This is a genomic window from Vibrio sinensis (genome assembly GCF_003605645.1).
GTDB classification, from domain to species: Bacteria; Pseudomonadota; Gammaproteobacteria; order Enterobacterales; family Vibrionaceae; genus Vibrio; species Vibrio sinensis.
Map to the genome: position 1 here is coordinate 39721 of NZ_QVMU01000022.1, position 15538 is coordinate 55258.

Annotated in this window: 17 protein-coding genes; 4 read left to right on the forward strand and 13 right to left on the reverse strand. The window is 42.3% G+C overall.

The genetic code is table 11. The annotated features are described in order from the left end of the window. Positions 1 to 21: 21 nt before the first annotated feature. The 10 genes from DZ860_RS18085 to nrfB all read right to left on the reverse strand — a co-directional run bounded on the left by DZ860_RS18085 (position 22) and on the right by nrfB (position 9443). Positions 22 to 1164 carry a flagellin gene (locus DZ860_RS18085; protein ID WP_120034100.1) on the reverse strand — a complete coding sequence of 381 codons (1143 nt, stop codon included), beginning with the start codon at positions 1162 to 1164 and terminating at the stop codon, positions 22 to 24. Positions 1165 to 1457: 293 nt separating this feature from the next. Further along, positions 1458 to 2591 (reverse strand): flagellin, encoded by a 1134-nt coding sequence (locus DZ860_RS18090; RefSeq protein WP_120034102.1) that lies wholly within the window; start codon positions 2589 to 2591, stop codon positions 1458 to 1460. Positions 2592 to 2695: 104 nt separating this feature from the next. Next, positions 2696 to 3598 (reverse strand): Dyp-type peroxidase, encoded by a 903-nt coding sequence (locus tag DZ860_RS18095; RefSeq protein ID WP_120034104.1) that lies wholly within the window; start codon positions 3596 to 3598, stop codon positions 2696 to 2698. 65 nt (positions 3599 to 3663) lie between these two features. Continuing rightward, positions 3664 to 4128 (reverse strand): DUF2919 domain-containing protein, encoded by a 465-nt coding sequence (locus DZ860_RS18100; RefSeq protein WP_120034106.1) that lies wholly within the window; start codon positions 4126 to 4128, stop codon positions 3664 to 3666. A 147-nt stretch (positions 4129 to 4275) separates the two neighbouring features. After that, positions 4276 to 4662, reverse strand: a complete 387-nt coding sequence (locus DZ860_RS18105; RefSeq protein WP_120034180.1) for a cytochrome c-type biogenesis protein CcmH — start codon at positions 4660 to 4662, stop codon at positions 4276 to 4278. 68 nt (positions 4663 to 4730) lie between these two features. After that, complete coding sequence (locus DZ860_RS18110; RefSeq protein WP_243641883.1) at positions 4731 to 5297, reverse strand: DsbE family thiol:disulfide interchange protein; 567 nt, start codon at positions 5295 to 5297, stop codon at positions 4731 to 4733. Then, positions 5275 to 7191: a heme lyase CcmF/NrfE family subunit gene (locus DZ860_RS18115; RefSeq protein ID WP_120034108.1), complete on the reverse strand. Its 1917-nt coding sequence runs from the start codon at positions 7189 to 7191 to the stop codon at positions 5275 to 5277. The genes DZ860_RS18110 and DZ860_RS18115 overlap by 23 nt, the downstream gene beginning before the upstream one ends. Before the next feature lie 4 nt (positions 7192 to 7195). Beyond that, on the reverse strand, positions 7196 to 8158 hold the full coding sequence (nrfD, locus tag DZ860_RS18120) for a cytochrome c nitrite reductase subunit NrfD (RefSeq protein WP_120034184.1): 963 nt from the start codon (positions 8156 to 8158) through the stop codon (positions 7196 to 7198). An 11-nt stretch (positions 8159 to 8169) separates the two neighbouring features. Continuing rightward, positions 8170 to 8853, reverse strand: coding sequence for a cytochrome c nitrite reductase Fe-S protein (gene nrfC, locus DZ860_RS18125; protein ID WP_120034110.1), 684 nt, complete (start codon positions 8851 to 8853; stop codon positions 8170 to 8172). 2 nt (positions 8854 to 8855) lie between these two features. Next, on the reverse strand, positions 8856 to 9443 hold the full coding sequence (nrfB, locus tag DZ860_RS18130) for a cytochrome c nitrite reductase pentaheme subunit (protein WP_120034112.1): 588 nt from the start codon (positions 9441 to 9443) through the stop codon (positions 8856 to 8858). A gap of 454 nt (positions 9444 to 9897) precedes the next feature. Between nrfB and nrfA the strand changes: the two genes are divergently transcribed. After that, a complete protein-coding gene (gene nrfA, locus DZ860_RS18135; RefSeq protein ID WP_165862931.1) occupies positions 9898 to 11343 on the forward strand; it encodes an ammonia-forming nitrite reductase cytochrome c552 subunit in 1446 nt (481 codons plus the stop codon). Positions 11344 to 11451: 108 nt separating this feature from the next. Here the strand turns inward: nrfA and DZ860_RS18140 are convergent, their stop codons facing one another. After that, positions 11452 to 11988, reverse strand: a complete 537-nt coding sequence (locus DZ860_RS18140) for a TPR domain-containing protein (RefSeq protein WP_120034116.1) — start codon at positions 11986 to 11988, stop codon at positions 11452 to 11454. 89 nt (positions 11989 to 12077) lie between these two features. On the opposite strand from DZ860_RS18140, the gene DZ860_RS18145 reads away from it, so the two are divergent. After that, positions 12078 to 12416 (forward strand): DUF2956 domain-containing protein, encoded by a 339-nt coding sequence (locus tag DZ860_RS18145; protein ID WP_120034118.1) that lies wholly within the window; start codon positions 12078 to 12080, stop codon positions 12414 to 12416. 111 nt (positions 12417 to 12527) lie between these two features. Here the strand turns inward: DZ860_RS18145 and DZ860_RS18150 are convergent, their stop codons facing one another. Continuing rightward, entirely contained in the window at positions 12528 to 13112 is a 585-nt protein-coding gene (locus tag DZ860_RS18150; RefSeq protein WP_120034120.1) for a TMEM165/GDT1 family protein, read from the reverse strand. Between the two features lie 429 nt (positions 13113 to 13541). Then, positions 13542 to 13829: a winged helix-turn-helix domain-containing protein gene (locus DZ860_RS18155; RefSeq protein WP_120034121.1), complete on the reverse strand. Its 288-nt coding sequence runs from the start codon at positions 13827 to 13829 to the stop codon at positions 13542 to 13544. Positions 13830 to 14041: 212 nt separating this feature from the next. On the opposite strand from DZ860_RS18155, the gene DZ860_RS18160 reads away from it, so the two are divergent. Both DZ860_RS18160 and dapE read left to right on the forward strand, forming a co-directional pair. Then, positions 14042 to 14389 carry an ArsC family reductase gene (locus DZ860_RS18160; protein ID WP_120034123.1) on the forward strand — a complete coding sequence of 116 codons (348 nt, stop codon included), beginning with the start codon at positions 14042 to 14044 and terminating at the stop codon, positions 14387 to 14389. Between the two features lie 15 nt (positions 14390 to 14404). Continuing rightward, positions 14405 to 15538: a succinyl-diaminopimelate desuccinylase gene (gene dapE / locus DZ860_RS18165; RefSeq protein WP_120034125.1), complete on the forward strand. Its 1134-nt coding sequence runs from the start codon at positions 14405 to 14407 to the stop codon at positions 15536 to 15538.

Consider the following 15538-nt stretch of genomic DNA (forward strand, 5'->3'; position numbering starts at 1 on the left):
TTTTTTTAATCAAGGTTAAGATTAACCTAGTAGGCTTAGTGCCGAGTTTGGCGCTTGTTTCGCCTGAGCAAGTACTGAACTTGATGCTTGAGAAAGAATTTGAGACTTAGTTAGTGCAGTCGTTTCTTTCGCGAAGTCAGTATCTTTGATACGGCTCTTAGATGCATTCACGTTTTCGTTGATGTTATCTAGGTTATTGATAGCATGGTCGAAACGGTTTTGGAAAGCACCTAGTTCTGCACGGTGGCTATCTACATAGTTCAATGCAGTATCGATGATAGCAACTGATTCTTGAGCGCCACCTACTGTCGTTACGTCAATCGTATCAACAGTCATGTTTTTACCAGCGTCCATACCTAGCTCACCCGCTAGACTGCCACCGAATGATACAGCGCCATCAACTTTGTTAGTGCCAGCAAATACTTGTAGGCGACCTTCTTCGTCAACTGAAGCTTTTACTAGATCAGTTTGACCGTTGATGTATGTCGCTAACTCTTCAATATCATCGCCTTCTTTAGCGTTGATAGAGATAGTTTGTGGTGCTGCGCCATTTTTCTCAGTCAGTGTAATGTCTAGTGTGTTTTTGCCAGCAGCAACACCCCAGTCTTTATCTTTAGCGTTTTCTGCTGAAGCTTTGTAGCTTACGCCACCCATGCCAGAGTTATCTGAACGCATGTCATTTAGAGTCAGCATTACTGCTTCACCGTTGTCCGCACCAATCTGCATAGATTTAGTTTGGAACGTACCATTTAGTAGTTTATTACCACCAAATGATGTGGTTTCAGCAACACGATTTAACTCGTCGTTTAGTGATGTGATTTCTTCTTGAATCGCAACACGCTCAGATTTAGAGTTTGAACCATTTGATGATTGAAGAGACAAATCACGCATACGTTGTAGAATGTTTGTCGTTTCATTCATTGCACCTTCTGCTGTTTGTGCAATTGAAATACCGTCGTTTGCGTTACGTACCGCTACATCAAGACCGCGGCTCTGTACATTCAAACGGTTAGAAATTTGTAGACCTGCAGCGTCATCTTTTGCGCTGTTGATCTTGCTGCCTGAAGCTAGACGCTCCATTGACGTTTGTTGTGCATTTGTCGCGCTGTTTAGGTAACGCTGAGCGGTCATTGCTGAAACGTTGGTATTTACATTTACTGCCATGGTGATTTCTCCAATTGATTTTCCGTGTTTCCGGCTTCCGACGTCTCGGAAAACCAAGGTAGTTCTCTCAAAGTTACTTTTATTAACGGCACTGCTTTGAAAACCTTTAGATTTTTTTTAAGTTTTTTTCTAAAAAAGTTCATTTAGCTAGTTTTGTGTGATGAAAGGGTCGCTTTCAATAAAAAGTAAACCTATTAACTAAAGGTTTTCAGATAGGCGTCGATATCTCTCCCCCTGAACCAAAAGCCTTTGATTTCAATTGCTATTTACATAGATTACAGCATGAAAAATAGTTAGCTTAATAAGGTTAACGCCAAATTGGGCTGCTGCTTAGCCTGTGCCAAGATCGAGGTACTGACTTGCTGTAATATCTGCTGCTTAACCATTTGTGTAGTTTCTTTCGCATAATCAGTATCTTGAATACGACTATTCGATGCTGAAATATTTTCACTGATGTTCGATAGGTTATTGATAGTGTGATCAAAGCGGTTTTGCATCGCACCGAGTTCAGCTCGGTGACCATCCACATATTTAAGGGCGGTATCTATAATGGATACCGCTCTTTGCGCGCCACCGACACTACCAATATCAATGTTATCAACCGCTTCGTAGCCATACAGGTTCATTTGTAAAGCATTAGCCAAACCACCCGAGAAAGCCATTGTTCCGGAGGTTTCTTCACCAGCCATGAAGATTTGTAATTGTCCCTCTTCATTAACTGAGGCACTGACTTTATCCGTTTGGCCATTAATATAAGTAGCCAGCTCTTCTATGTCGTCACCTGCTTTCGCATTAATTTGAATGGTTTGCTCTTGGCCATAAGCATCGGTATAGCGCATATTAAATTGGCGCTGATCAGCGCCAACACGCCACTGGCTATCGACTGACTGAGCCGAAGCATAAGAAAAACCACCCATGTTAATACTGTCTGATCGCATATTCTTCAGACCAAGCTGAACGGCTTCCCCAGAACTGGAACCAATTTGAAAAGCGGCATTCGAAAACGAACCATTGAGCAGTTTTTGGCCACCAAAAGAGGTTGTTTCAGCAATTCGATTTAATTCGTCATTTAAAGCGCCCATTTCTTCTTGTAGGGCTGAGCGTTCAGAAGCGGTATTGGTGCCATTGGCAGATTGAAGGGAGAGGTCGCGCATACGCTGCAAAATATTGGTCGATTCACTCATCGCCCCCTCTGCAGTTTGCATGATAGAAATACCATCGTTGGCATTTCGCACCGCAACATCAATACCGCGGATTTGAGATTCAAGACGATTAGATATTTGTAACCCTGCTGCATCATCTTTGGCACTATTAATACGTTTACCAGAGGCAAGGCGCTCAAGAGATTGATTCAACAAATCCGTCGCGTTATTGAGGGAACGCTGAGCTGTCATTGCTGAAACATTGGTATTAACTGTAATTGCCATTCGTTACTGCTGCCTGATTGGGATTTCTCTTTATCGGCAGATTAGTCATGTCCTTTAACAAAAAAACCGAGCCTTTAGCTCGGTTTCTCTTTCAGTTCGATGGCTTACTTTAGCGAAAGTGCCTGTAGCATATCCGCCGATGGCGCAAAGAAATACGCACCGGTCACGGCATGAGTAAAACGCAACAACTGGTCAGTTTTACCGTCAGTCACACCATACATACTTTCAAGCATCACCTTGATGTTATGCAGTGTATGACAATAAGAAATGAATAGCAGGCCATGTTCACCAGTTACACTACCGTACGGCAAGCTATGACGCACGATCTTCAACCCTTTACCCTCTTCTTTTATGTCAACACGACCAACGTGAGATTGTGCTGGCACGTTCTCTAATTCAATCGAGTCTGGCTTAGTTCGACCAATCACTTTCTCTTGAGCTGATATGTTCAAACGGTTCCATGCTGGCAAATTGTGCACAAAACGCTGAACCATCACGTAACTACCACCCACAAATTCGCCATCAGCAATAATCGCGACTTCACGGCGCTTTTCATCTTTTGGGTTTTCCGTCCCATCAATGAACATCGTCATATCTCGTGAATCTAAGTAGCGGTAGCCCGCAGTTTCATCAACGACAGTTACACACTCAGATACCGACTCTAAAAATTTGCGTAATACATAAAAATGTAAGTCATGACGGCTTGAGTGTAGATGGATTAACACATCCACATCTGTACTTGGGGCAACAGTATCACCCTCACCAAGTTGCGGAAATTGAATTAATTCAGCAGGCATCTCTTGGTTCAGTTGAGACCAAAATGAATGGGTGAAAGCAACCGACAGAACTAAATCTGCGTTTGGCTGCTCTTGATTAAGTTGAGCAATCAACGATGGTAAAGTTTGAAGTTGCATTAATACTAATGCAGGATTTTGATTGATTTTCAGCTGTGTGTATTGAGCAAATGGACCTGGTTCTGGAAGAATGGCCGTTTGAGGTTGTGACATTTAATAGCCCTCATAAATTATTTTAATCAGTATAATATGTTTGATTTATCAGGTATTGATTGTGATCATTCTGTTTGAATTTGTGGAATTCGAAAACAATCTGCAACAGTCTGGCTATTATAAACGTAGATTCCAAACCAAAGTAACATCAGCATGACGATACCTTGCAACCAACTGAATTCGCCATGTCGTAGATAGACATGATAACCACTTTGTAGAAAATGCAGCGCAGTAGTGAGTAAGGTCACGGGTTTTCCCCATGAAACCATTCTATTAGCCCAACCTCGCTCTGGCGTTCGTAAACTGATCATCCACATTAAAGCCAAGCTTGGTAAGCCCATCATTAACCCTAAGTACAACATATCGTGATCGGGGTATACAATGGTCAGTATTTTACTGCCGCTATCCCTGCTTGCACCGGCTACAACAAATACAATCCATGCTTTTGCCAATAATCCCCAGCCTAACCAAAGCCAAATAGGAGCTTTAAGAAAGCCATGTTTATCATAATTTTCGATTGTATAACGCACGTTCTACCTTAAATAACGCCACTTCAAGCAGTCGGTCACTTTAACGCATATGACGAAAGTTACCATGGTAATTTTTGATATGAACGAAGTCAGCAGCGAAAAAACATCATCATCAAGCGGCTTAACATTACGGATCGGTGAGGTGTTTTAAGTAGAATGGGGAGAACGGATTGAGCGCCAAGAAAAAAATAGAAACAGTACTAATAGTACGATAGGTCCTCCCCAAAGCAGCCCGTTACCAATACGAAATGCGGGGTTATACAAGACAAACTCACCATATCGTGATGTCATATATTCAATCACCTCTTGATCACTTGATCCTGAATTAATCATATTAAACACGATAAGGCGTAAATCGAGAGCAATGGGAGAATTGGACTCTACAAGGTTTTGATTTTGGCACTGAGGGCATCGCAATGCTTTTGCTAATGTATAGCTGCGTTGGCGTAGTTCATCGGAATCGAACTGAAACAACTCCACTTGTTCAGTTATGGATTGATCGCTACTGGGGAAAATATCGGTTGTGGCCGCCATAACTGGCTCTATAAATAAACATAAAAATAAAGCCAACAAACTACATCGACCTCCTTGAAAAGAATATTTCATTGAACAACCTCTATATCAGCAAAATAGGGAGCAAATTTATCAGCCCAAACTGAGTGATTCAGAACACCTTGATGCTTAAGCACAATAACGCCTTGTTGATCGACCAAATATGTCTCCGGCGTACCAACCACCCCCAAATCAATCGCCACTTTTCCCTTAGGATCATACAATACATGCTGATATGGGTTACCAGCCCTCTCAAGATATGTGACCGCCGCATCATGCTTATCTCGATAATTTAAGCCTTGAATAACCACTCCTTTTTCCGCTAAGTCCATCAACAATGGATGTTCTAAACGGCAAACTCCGCACCAAGAAGCCCAAACGTTCACTAACTGGTAGGGACGCTGAAAAAAGTCTTGCTCTGATACCGTTTTTTTTGTGATTAATAATGTGCTTTGAAAGGGCGGAAATTGTTTAACGGCAGATGAAGTCCCAAAACCTTCCGCTTGCTGAAAAACAGCGATGGTCAACAAGGTAATAAATAACACCACACTGCCAATAAAGATAAGCAACCAATTTTTTTTGGATAACGGTTGTTTAGATAGCGGTTGTTTGGACAACTTCTCTCCCTCTCTTATTCAGAGAATAACGTCGAGTCAACGCCCTTACTCCACTCACAATACCGCCGAAAATCATCAACAATCCGCACCCCCAAATCCAGAAGATATACGCGTTATATTGCAGCTTAACAGCATAAAAATCATCACTAATTCGATTGCCTAATGTCACGTAAACGTCGCCATACCAGAATGAACGGATTGCGGGTTCCGTCATATTCATCACACGCACTGGGTAATAACGCCGTTCAGGGTAGACTTCAAAAGTATTTCCATTTTGGTCATTAAAACGAATCACGGCTTGCTCTGCTGTGTAATTATTACCTATTAACCAATTGGTGTTGACGTAATCTACTGTCCATCCTTGCCATTCGACCTCTATCCCAGGGCCAAGCTTAATGCTAATTTGAGTAGAATGCTGCGCATTCATCAACGCACCAATCACCCCGACTGCAATACCAATATGAGCAAACAACATAAAACTAAGTTTTTTTCCACGCCCAAGCATAAATAAATGGCTTGTCATCACCCATACACCAAACCCCCAAGCTATCGCGACAATAAACTTAGCTGACGTTACTTGCGGTATATAAACCGCTACACCCATTAAAAATGAAACGGTAAAGAGAACGACAATAGTTTTCCATGAACCTCTTATTCCCCGTTGCCACTGCAAAAATGGCGCTAACCCCATCACAATTAACGTAATCAAAGAGAGTGGAACAAACAATGTATTGAAATACGGAGCACCAACCGATATCGCTCCTAGCCCCAATAACTCATAAACCATAGGGTAAAATGTACCGAGGAATACCGTAAAACACCCGACACTCAATAAGCCAATAGCGAATAAAGTAAAGTAACTTCGACTCAAGATAGACTCAATTCTCTCACTTACCACTTGATCAGATCGCATGATCAGTAAGCCAAATGAACCAATCAACACCACGCTTAAAATCCCTAACAGAGCAAGACCTTTACCGGGATCAACTGCAAATGCATGAACAGAGGTCAGTACACCACTACGGACAATAAACGTACCTAAAATACTTAAACTAAATGTCACTAACGCTAATATCAACGCCCAAAGTTGCAGCATCTTTCGCGTTCTAGCAGCATACATTGCATGTAACAATGCTGTTCCTGTTAACCAAGGTAGCAATGAGGCATTCTCAACCGGATCCCAGAACCACCAGCCCCCCCAGCCGAGTTCGTTATACGCCCACCATGATCCTATCCCGATCCCAATGGTCAATAATACCCATGCGGATACAGCCCAATATTGACTGAGTAACACCCAGCGATGATCGTAATGCGGTTGCATTAATGCCGCGAATGCAAAAGCCAATACCGTTGAAAATCCGATATAGCCTAAATACAACAGTGGTGGATGGAAAATGAGGCCAATATCTTGCAGCATCGGATTAAGGTCTCGACCTTGTACAACAAATTCAGCGTTGTATTCAAAAGGGTTAGAACCCAGTAACGTAAACCAACTAAAAGCGGCGATCAGTAGCTGCATTATCCACAAAACATCTTGAAAATAACGGCTATTTCGTTGCTTATGCACGGCAATTAATGCCGACCAGCAACATAGTGTCATGACCCAAAAAAGCATGGAGCCCTGATGCCCCCCCCAAACTGCGGCCAGTTTAAAAGGTGTAGGTAAAGCGATATTAGAATGGCTTGCCACATAGGCAAAAGTGAATTGGTTAGTTAAAAATAATATCGCTAAAACAATGAGACTCAATAGCGAAAAAAATGCATTCAGGTGTGATATCTGTACCAAAGAGAACAAGGGTTGTTGATTTCTAGCTCGTCGCAATACATAGACAACACTGGATGTGCTGCTTAACATCGCCACAAAAATTAAAGCCAATAACCCTAGTTCACCCATCGATTTATACCACCGTCATTTGGCCTGCGTACAAAATAAACGTACGTAACATCAATACCCCGACCAAACTAAGCGTTGTGACCAAAAATACAAACCCACCACTGTATTTCATCGACTTAGGTGCAATAGCATTCAATGATAATGGCAACAACATCCCGATAAGGATTACACCATACCAAAACCAGTTAGACCAAAAACCACCGCCGATCGCGTTCCATGCTGCCACCTCATTTTGACCGCCACTAAAGATAAGTCCGGTGAAAAAAGTCACCAATACAAACAGTTCAAACATCACCACTGGACGCTCAAAACTGTGCACCCACTTTACGCTTGGACTCGTCGATGACTCTTTAAATACCAGTACACCAAAGAGCAAACACGCCGCCGCACCAGATGACAAACTAGAAAACAGAAACAGAATAGGCAATACCGGATTATTCAGCATTGGGTAGGTTTTCAAAGCGGATAATAAGAAGCCGGTGTATGCTGCCAACATCAAAGCTAACAAACCTAAAAACAGCTCTGTTAGATGGTTAACTCGCCCAATTTTCAATAACAGGCCGTCAATAAAATGCAGCCATTTATCCGGGATCTTGCATTCCAAAAATCCGATGATGGTGTTGCGGAATATGACGCCTATCCATACAAATAACACCAGCATATACACTTGGAATAAAATAACCCCCATCGACATCACTGATGTAGGATTGAAATAGATCATAATTTTCCAAAACTCTAATGGTTTTGTGAGATGGAAAATTAAAATAACCAACCCAGCAATAATACCAAATGGAGCTAACCAAGCCGTTGCTTTTAAAATACCATTGTCCGCAGGATCGCCAACAATCACCTTACGTTTTAAATAAATTGCAATCATCACTGCACCGGCCGACATACCGGCTAAAAAAAGATAGACCGCGATAATCCAGTCCCACACTAAAGAGTCAAAGTGGAATGCCATCGTCATATCACCCATGATCATACCTCCCCTTTTTGATGTGGCACTTTGTACAATTTTGGTTTGGTTCCCAAATGCACCTTATCTCGATATACCACCTTGTTACTGATCACTTGATTGACTTCACTATTTGGATCATTCAAGTCACCAAATACAAGTGCTTTCGTCGGGCATGATTCAACACATGCTGGCTGCTTACCTTTCGCTAAATTGGTATCACGACAGAAATTACACTTATCTGCAGCATGATTTTCTGGATGGAAAAAGCGCACTTGATACGGGCAAGCTGCTAAACAATAACCACAGCCAACACATTTTTCTTTGTGTACATCAACAATGCCTGTCGCTTCATCTTTATAAGCAGCTCCTGTAGGACACACATAAACACAAGGTGGATTTTCACAATGCTGACAAGATTGACGAGTAAAACGGTACTCAACATTTGGGTATTCACCTTGAGGTTCACTGCGATGAATTTCGAGGCGTGAGACTCCCTCAGGAACTTTATTGGTTTCTCGACAAGCATCAGTACAAGCTGTGCACCCAATACAAGCGGTTTCATCATGAACCATACCAAGTCGTTGAGGGCTCTTCGCTTGTTCAGCAAAACTATTTCGACTCGTTATAACAGCGGTTCCCGCCACACCCGTAGTAAAAATAAGGGCGCTAGTCCCTGTTAAAAAAGATCGTCTTGAACAAGTCATGTCTACCTCCCCTCTTTTTTACTATTGAAATCAGAGTGGCAATCCACACATAGCTTAATGGTTTGCTTACGATCTAAGCCAAGGACTTTCGCTTTACTTGCATGAACATCATGACAATTCGAACAGGTGAGGTTTTTCGCATGAACATCATGTGTCCAGCTACTTTCACGTAAGTCGACCGGTTGATGGCAATCCACACACTGACTGTTTGCTTTGAGGATAAGATCAGGGTTTAAGTAGACTTTGCTTATACCTGATTGTGATTGAGCACTGTGGTATTTAGTAATATCAGGTGCTCCCTCTCGATGATCGGGACCAATATTATTATGGCAATCAGTACAGGTGATATCTCGACCGAGATCTTCTGTAACGAGTTTACCGTGCGATTCCCAAAGCGTCTGCTTTGCATCTTTATGACATTGAATACACTTGTAGTCTTTGTCACGTTGCAATGAAACCTCATGGCGAGCCGATGATGGCACAACCTCGGTTTCTTGGCTTTGAGCGACGGCATGAAGAGAGTAACCATAGAGACATAATGCGAGAAGAGACTTCAGCATAATGGCTATGGCCAATTTAATCTTGCCCATTTGTTCCTTTCCTTAGACCAATTAACCTCATTAGATATGAGTTAAACTCGGCCAAAATTAACGCCTTCTGATATTCAAAAAATGCCTATCAGATGAAATCAATTCTCAGTTTGGAACAGCCACAACGCTATAAACACAATAATAACAAATGGTGATTTTATAGACAGGAAAATACACTTAAATAGCGACCAAAATCACTCTTTATTGTCACAACACAGGCTCTAACTCAATGAATGATAATAGATTTCATTTTTAGTTACACAAACAACGCGACTACCTATTTAGTGGTAGCTTTAATAGAGTTTGACTTTGATCACGGCATTAAATTGATCTGGAGCAATTCATCATCAACTCGCTCTATTTTTATACCAACAACCGCATAAACTGACTAAGAATTCTCCAATTCTTCGTTTTGGAAACGTCTGCTCACAACGCCGATACCACCATCAGAATTATGGAGAAACCCACTGTGAACATAAAACGCTGGAGCAACACTTCCATTGCGGCGTTATTCCTTGTAGCAAGCTCTCTATTGAGCGTGCCAAGTTTCGCTGAATCGGAAGAAAAACAACTCATTGATCCTCGTAATGATGCGTATCAACAGCAGCACCCGGATCAATATCATTCATGGAAATCAACCTCTGAAAGTGCCGTCATCGAAGATGCACTACATGAAGATCCCAATATGGTCATCATGTGGGCTGGATATGGCTTTGCTAAAGACTACAACAAGGCTCGTGGTCACTTCTACGCACTAGATGATGTCAGACAAACACTACGAACCGGTGGACCGCAAGACGAAAACTCAGGCCCGATGCCAATGGCATGCTGGAGCTGTAAAAGTCCAGATGTGGCAAGAGTCATTGATGAGCGTGGCGAAGATGGTTACTTTGAGGGCAAATGGGCTCGCTTAGGTGATCAAATCGTCAATCCGATCGGATGTGCTGATTGTCACAACACTAACAGCGAAAAGTTTAAAAATGGCGAGCCTGAACTTGCCCTAACTCGTCCCTACGTGGAGCGTGCATTTGAGTCCATCGGTAAGCCTTTTGATGAACAATCTCGATTGGATCAACAAGCTTCAGTTTGCGCTCAGTGTCATGTGGAATACTATTTTGCCGGTCCAACAAAAGCAGTCAAGTTCCCATGGGATCAAGGCACCAAAGTCGGTGAAATGGAAGACTACTATGATGCCCTTAACTTCAAAGATTGGACCCACAAAGTTTCCAAAGCACCAATGCTCAAAGCGCAGCATCCGGGCTTTGAAACTTGGCGAGAGGGTATTCATGGTAAAAACAAAGTAGCGTGTGTCGACTGCCATATGCCAAAAGTCACCAAAGAAGATGGAACCGTTTATACCGATCATAAAGTGGGGAATCCGTTCGATCGCTTTGAAGACACTTGTGCCAACTGTCACACTCAAACCAAAGAACAGCTACACAGCATTGTTTCAAGTCGTAAAGCACAAGTTCTTAAAATGAAGCTGACCGCCGAAAAACAAATTGTCGCCGCACACTTTGAAGCGCAAGCTGCATGGGAAGCCGGAGCTAGTGAAGCTGAAATGGCCGAAATACTGATGGATATTCGTCATGCTCAATGGCGTTGGGATTATGCTATTGCCTCTCACGGCATTCATATGCACGCACCTGAAGTTGCACTGGAAGTATTGGGTAGTGCCGTTGATCATGCTGCGGACGCACGAACTAAGTTAATTCGTTTACTGGCAACAAAAGGGGTCACCGAGCCAGTCACTATCCCAGACATTTCCACCAAGTTAAAAGCCCAACAGGCACTTGGTATGGATATGGATAAGATGAATCAAGAGAAGAAACACTTCTTAGAAACAGTGGCACCAAAATGGGACAAAGCCGCTGAACAACGAGAAGCCAGCTACCAATAGTCATTCTTACCACCATTAAGATCTCATAATTAAAGAGCCAACAATTTGAAATTGTTGGCTCTTTGTCTTTACACTCTTGATCTTTAAACGCTTTATCGTAAGTCTTGGCTATTTCTGTATCATTGCTTTCGCTTGATTGAGTGACCGAATGATTTTTTCGCGATCAATATCGACACGATCGCTATTCAGTAACTTAGTCCAACTCTCTATGGCTTGCTGATAACGAAAACTAATAAAGTGGTCGTTAGCGATAAGAGTGAGAGCAGCAGGATGATAGGGATCCAAATCTAATGCAGCATCTAACAACTCGCGCATAGGAATGGTTATTGTTTGAGTATCAAGGTAATACATCGCTGTTGCTTTACCAACAAAAAAACTGGCTGAGGGTTTAGGCGTTAATCGAATGGCATAATCAAAACATGTTAGTGCTGAAGAGAATTCTTGGTTAGCAAGATACCCTTGACCAAGCTGAAACCATAATTGTGCTTGGTTTGGATCGTCGCTGAGTTTCGTTTGTAGATTTTCCATTGCATCTTCAGCCGTCACGACAAGTTCCTGTGAGCGTTGATCCACTGGAAGCTCTCCACGCAACAATAAGAAAGTAGGAATGGCTAATAGGACACTAATGAATATTACTTTCTTCATGCTTTTCAAATCCTTTGACGCTAAGCTAATTCACTGGCCATTATATCGTGTTAACATAGGCTAAGTATTGATCAACCCAGACCAATGGCATGAAAAATAAAACAATCCCCTCTGAGCAAACTCAAACCGAAGCAATGAAAATTGCCAAAGCCACCCAGAAAACAAACCAGACTAAAGAACAAACTAAATTAATTGCTCAAGGCATAGAGAAAGGCATCGCGCTGTACAAAAAGCAGCAAAAAGAGAAGTCACGTCAAGCAGATAAAGCGAAAAAGAAAGTTCAAAAGCAGAAACAACAAGCCACTGATTCTGTAGAAATAATCGAACCGGTAGAGGCGGTTAGCTCAAGCAAAAGCAATACACTTCCATGGGTACTGCTTGCCATCAGTTGGGTTGGGTTTATTGCGTATCAATTTACTCAATCTTAGGCATAATTAGGTCTATCATAACCATAAGGTAACCGAGCTTTTATGAGTGTCATTAAAATCGGTTACCTGCTTAAGTTGAGTAGATGAGCAGTGAATCAGCTATATATCACTTCAAAATAGACGATAGAGCATCAGGCAAGCCATCACGATAAAAAGCCCCCCACTCACTCTATGTATCAATTGAACATTCATTTTAGCAAGAAACTTTCGACCGACAAAAACCCCCATGGCTGACGTTGCCGTTAAAGCGAGTGTCGAAGACATCCAGACAGCGATAGGTGAATAAGTAGTACTGAGTGTGACTACCGCAAGCTGAGTCTTATCGCCCAATTCAGCAAGGAAAATCATCACAAATGTCGTGATAAAAATATTGCGACTTCGCTTCGGCTTGCTCTCTTCACTTTCACCTTCCTCTTTACTTAAAAGAGCTTGAATACCAAATAGACCAAATAGTGCAGCCGCAAACACAGTTAACCATTTTTCAGGAACAAGTAACGTTAAACTGGCCCCTAGGCTGACAGCTAAAAGGTTCAGTAAGGCAAATGCGCAGATAGCACCGAAAATTACCGGTTTTGTGCGATAACGTGACGCCAATGTCATACAAACCAACTGACTTTTATCCCCGACTTCCGCTAAAAAGATCACACCTAAGGTCAGTAAACTTGAAGAAATCAAATCTGGTTGTAACGTCATCATACTAGAACAATCTATTTATTGGTGTTAATACGAGCGATAGCGAATTAACAAACTAAAAAGTGGGGGGCGATACTACCATCTTTCACTATTTTTTCACCCACAAGTATCCGATAACGACTTCATCGCAAACTAAGGTGTCTCTTGGTACACGAGAATAAATAGCCCATCTATGCCGATAATTGGGTTAGTGTGAAGTAACCTAGCTCGTGCTAATTCCAACCCGGATAAGTAAATATTCATCATTTGCAAAAGAGAAATCACTGACGGCGCGTAGTGAGTTTTAATCCGCGAGGATGAATAAAAAACGATGTGAATTGGTATAATTGGGCTTAAGAAACGAAAAAGGCAGCAATGTTCACTGCTGCCTTTATGTTGACTGATCGTAGGGCAAAAATAAGCGCGATCTAAACTGTGGATATTTGAAAAATATTAAGCCTCAAAGCCTAAGCTTGCTGCAATATCGATTTCTCGCTCTATAACCCATTGGCTATCAAAAGGCCCCCAGTCAGATAACTGGTAATAACCGTCGTTGTGACGACGACCATCTTGAACAAACGCGAGCTCGATACCGATCCCAGGTAATGCCTTAATCACATCTTGAATTGTGCGACGAGGCCAACCTGTCTTCTCAATCAACTTAGGGACATTCGGTCTTTCTAAGTGTTCCACTAACAGAGCCAAATACAAACGCCTTGCAAAAACAGGACTCAGTTCCATTGATACCTCCTATAAACTTCATTGCTCATTATTTCTGTTTTGGCGTTACAGGTGTTGCGTTTGATCAATAAGTCTCCATTCCTCCCTATTGAAAGTGTTAGTTTTTTATTCAACGAAATATCTTCGTCACACTTTTGTTTCCACTCGCAGTTCCTGATACGATAAAAACCAGCTCAAATAACAATAAATAAAGTCACTTCAATAGGTTGTTTATGTCAATTACGATGTTTGGTATTCCAAATTGCGACACAATTAAAAAAGCAAAAAAATGGCTAGAGGCTCAAGGCGTTGACTATCAATTCCATGATTACCGCAAGCAAGGTATCGATGCAGCGATGGTCACCACTTTCTGCCAAGCACTGGGTTGGGAGAACGTTTTAAATAAACGCGGAACCACTTATCGCCAACTATCTCAAGAGCAAAAAAATAGTTTAAATGAACACAGTGTTATTCCATTACTGGTTGAGCACTCAGCTATGATCAAGCGCCCTATCCTATTGGTTAATGATCAATATCATATTGGTTTTAAAGCAGATCAATACTCCGCTATTTTCAGTTAAAAAAGGATTTCAAGGATGACTGATAGCCCAACTATGGCTCTCGCAAAAGACCTCATTAGCCGTCAATCGGTAACCCCTGAAGATGCGGGTTGCCAAGATGTGATGATTGAACGTCTTAAAGCACTGGGTTTTAACATTGAAATTATGGTTTTTGAAGATACAACAAATTTTTGGGCACGCCGTGGCACGCAAGCCCCTTTGTTTGCATTTGCAGGCCATACTGATGTTGTACCAGCTGGTAATCTAAGCCACTGGGAGACGAACCCTTTTGAACCCACTATCAAAGATGGCGTTCTCTATGGCCGTGGCGCCGCTGATATGAAAGGCTCGCTCGCCAGTATGGTGGTTGCGGTAGAGCAGTTTATTGCCCAGTACCCAGATCATAATGGCTCAATTGGCTTTTTAATTACTTCTGATGAAGAGGGGCCATTTATTAACGGTACAGTACGCGTCGTTGAAGCGCTGATGGCCCGGGGTGAGCATATCGACATGTGTATTGTTGGTGAACCATCCAGTACCCATCATGTCGGTGATGTCGTCAAAAATGGTCGTCGAGGTTCAATCACTGGTGATTTAACCGTCAAAGGGATTCAAGGTCATGTGGCATACCCACATTTGGCAAAAAACCCGGTTCATCAATCTTTGCTCGCTATCCATGAACTAACGACAACCGAGTGGGATAAAGGAAACGAATATTTCCCTCCTACTAGTTTTCAAATCCCGAACGTTCAAGCAGGAACAGGGGCATCCAATGTGATACCGGGTGAGTTTAATGTTCAATTCAACTTACGTTTTAGTACCGAATTAAATAACGACATCATCATCGAACGCATTAACGCCATCTTGGACAAACATGACTTGGATTACGATCTCAAGTGGACATTTAATGGCGACCCGTTCTTAACCGATACCGGCGCACTATTGGATGCAGTTGTAGATGCCGTTGATGCGGTCAATCAAACCAAGCCCGCTCTACTGACCACTGGCGGAACCTCAGATGGACGCTTTATCGCTCGCATGGGAGGTCAGGTGGTTGAACTTGGTCCTGTCAATGCCACGATTCACAAGGTCAATGAGTGCGTCAGCGTTGATGACCTAGAGAAACTGACAAAAATGTACCAAAAAACATTGGAAAATTTATTCTCGTGA

What these genes read in the sequence shown, in the direction of transcription:
- DZ860_RS18085 (WP_120034100.1), bottom strand. Translation starts at nt 1,164, where the DNA reads ATGGCAGTAAATGTAAATACCAACGTTTCAGCAATGACCGCTCAGCGT.
- DZ860_RS18090 (WP_120034102.1), bottom strand. Translation starts at nt 2,591, where the DNA reads ATGGCAATTACAGTTAATACCAATGTTTCAGCAATGACAGCTCAGCGT.
- DZ860_RS18095 (WP_120034104.1), bottom strand. Translation starts at nt 3,598, where the DNA reads ATGTCACAACCTCAAACGGCCATTCTTCCAGAACCAGGTCCATTTGCT.
- DZ860_RS18105 (WP_120034180.1), bottom strand. Translation starts at nt 4,662, where the DNA reads ATGGCGGCCACAACCGATATTTTCCCCAGTAGCGATCAATCCATAACT.
- DZ860_RS18115 (WP_120034108.1), bottom strand. Translation starts at nt 7,191, where the DNA reads ATGGGTGAACTAGGGTTATTGGCTTTAATTTTTGTGGCGATGTTAAGC.
- nrfD (WP_120034184.1), bottom strand. Translation starts at nt 8,158, where the DNA reads ATGACGATGGCATTCCACTTTGACTCTTTAGTGTGGGACTGGATTATC.
- nrfC (WP_120034110.1), bottom strand. Translation starts at nt 8,853, where the DNA reads ATGACTTGTTCAAGACGATCTTTTTTAACAGGGACTAGCGCCCTTATT.
- nrfB (WP_120034112.1), bottom strand. Translation starts at nt 9,443, where the DNA reads ATGGGCAAGATTAAATTGGCCATAGCCATTATGCTGAAGTCTCTTCTC.
- nrfA (WP_165862931.1), top strand. Translation starts at nt 9,898, where the DNA reads ATGGAGAAACCCACTGTGAACATAAAACGCTGGAGCAACACTTCCATT.
- DZ860_RS18140 (WP_120034116.1), bottom strand. Translation starts at nt 11,988, where the DNA reads ATGAAGAAAGTAATATTCATTAGTGTCCTATTAGCCATTCCTACTTTC.
- DZ860_RS18145 (WP_120034118.1), top strand. Translation starts at nt 12,078, where the DNA reads ATGAAAAATAAAACAATCCCCTCTGAGCAAACTCAAACCGAAGCAATG.
- DZ860_RS18150 (WP_120034120.1), bottom strand. Translation starts at nt 13,112, where the DNA reads ATGATGACGTTACAACCAGATTTGATTTCTTCAAGTTTACTGACCTTA.
- DZ860_RS18155 (WP_120034121.1), bottom strand. Translation starts at nt 13,829, where the DNA reads ATGGAACTGAGTCCTGTTTTTGCAAGGCGTTTGTATTTGGCTCTGTTA.
- DZ860_RS18160 (WP_120034123.1), top strand. Translation starts at nt 14,042, where the DNA reads ATGTCAATTACGATGTTTGGTATTCCAAATTGCGACACAATTAAAAAA.
- dapE (WP_120034125.1), top strand. Translation starts at nt 14,405, where the DNA reads ATGACTGATAGCCCAACTATGGCTCTCGCAAAAGACCTCATTAGCCGT.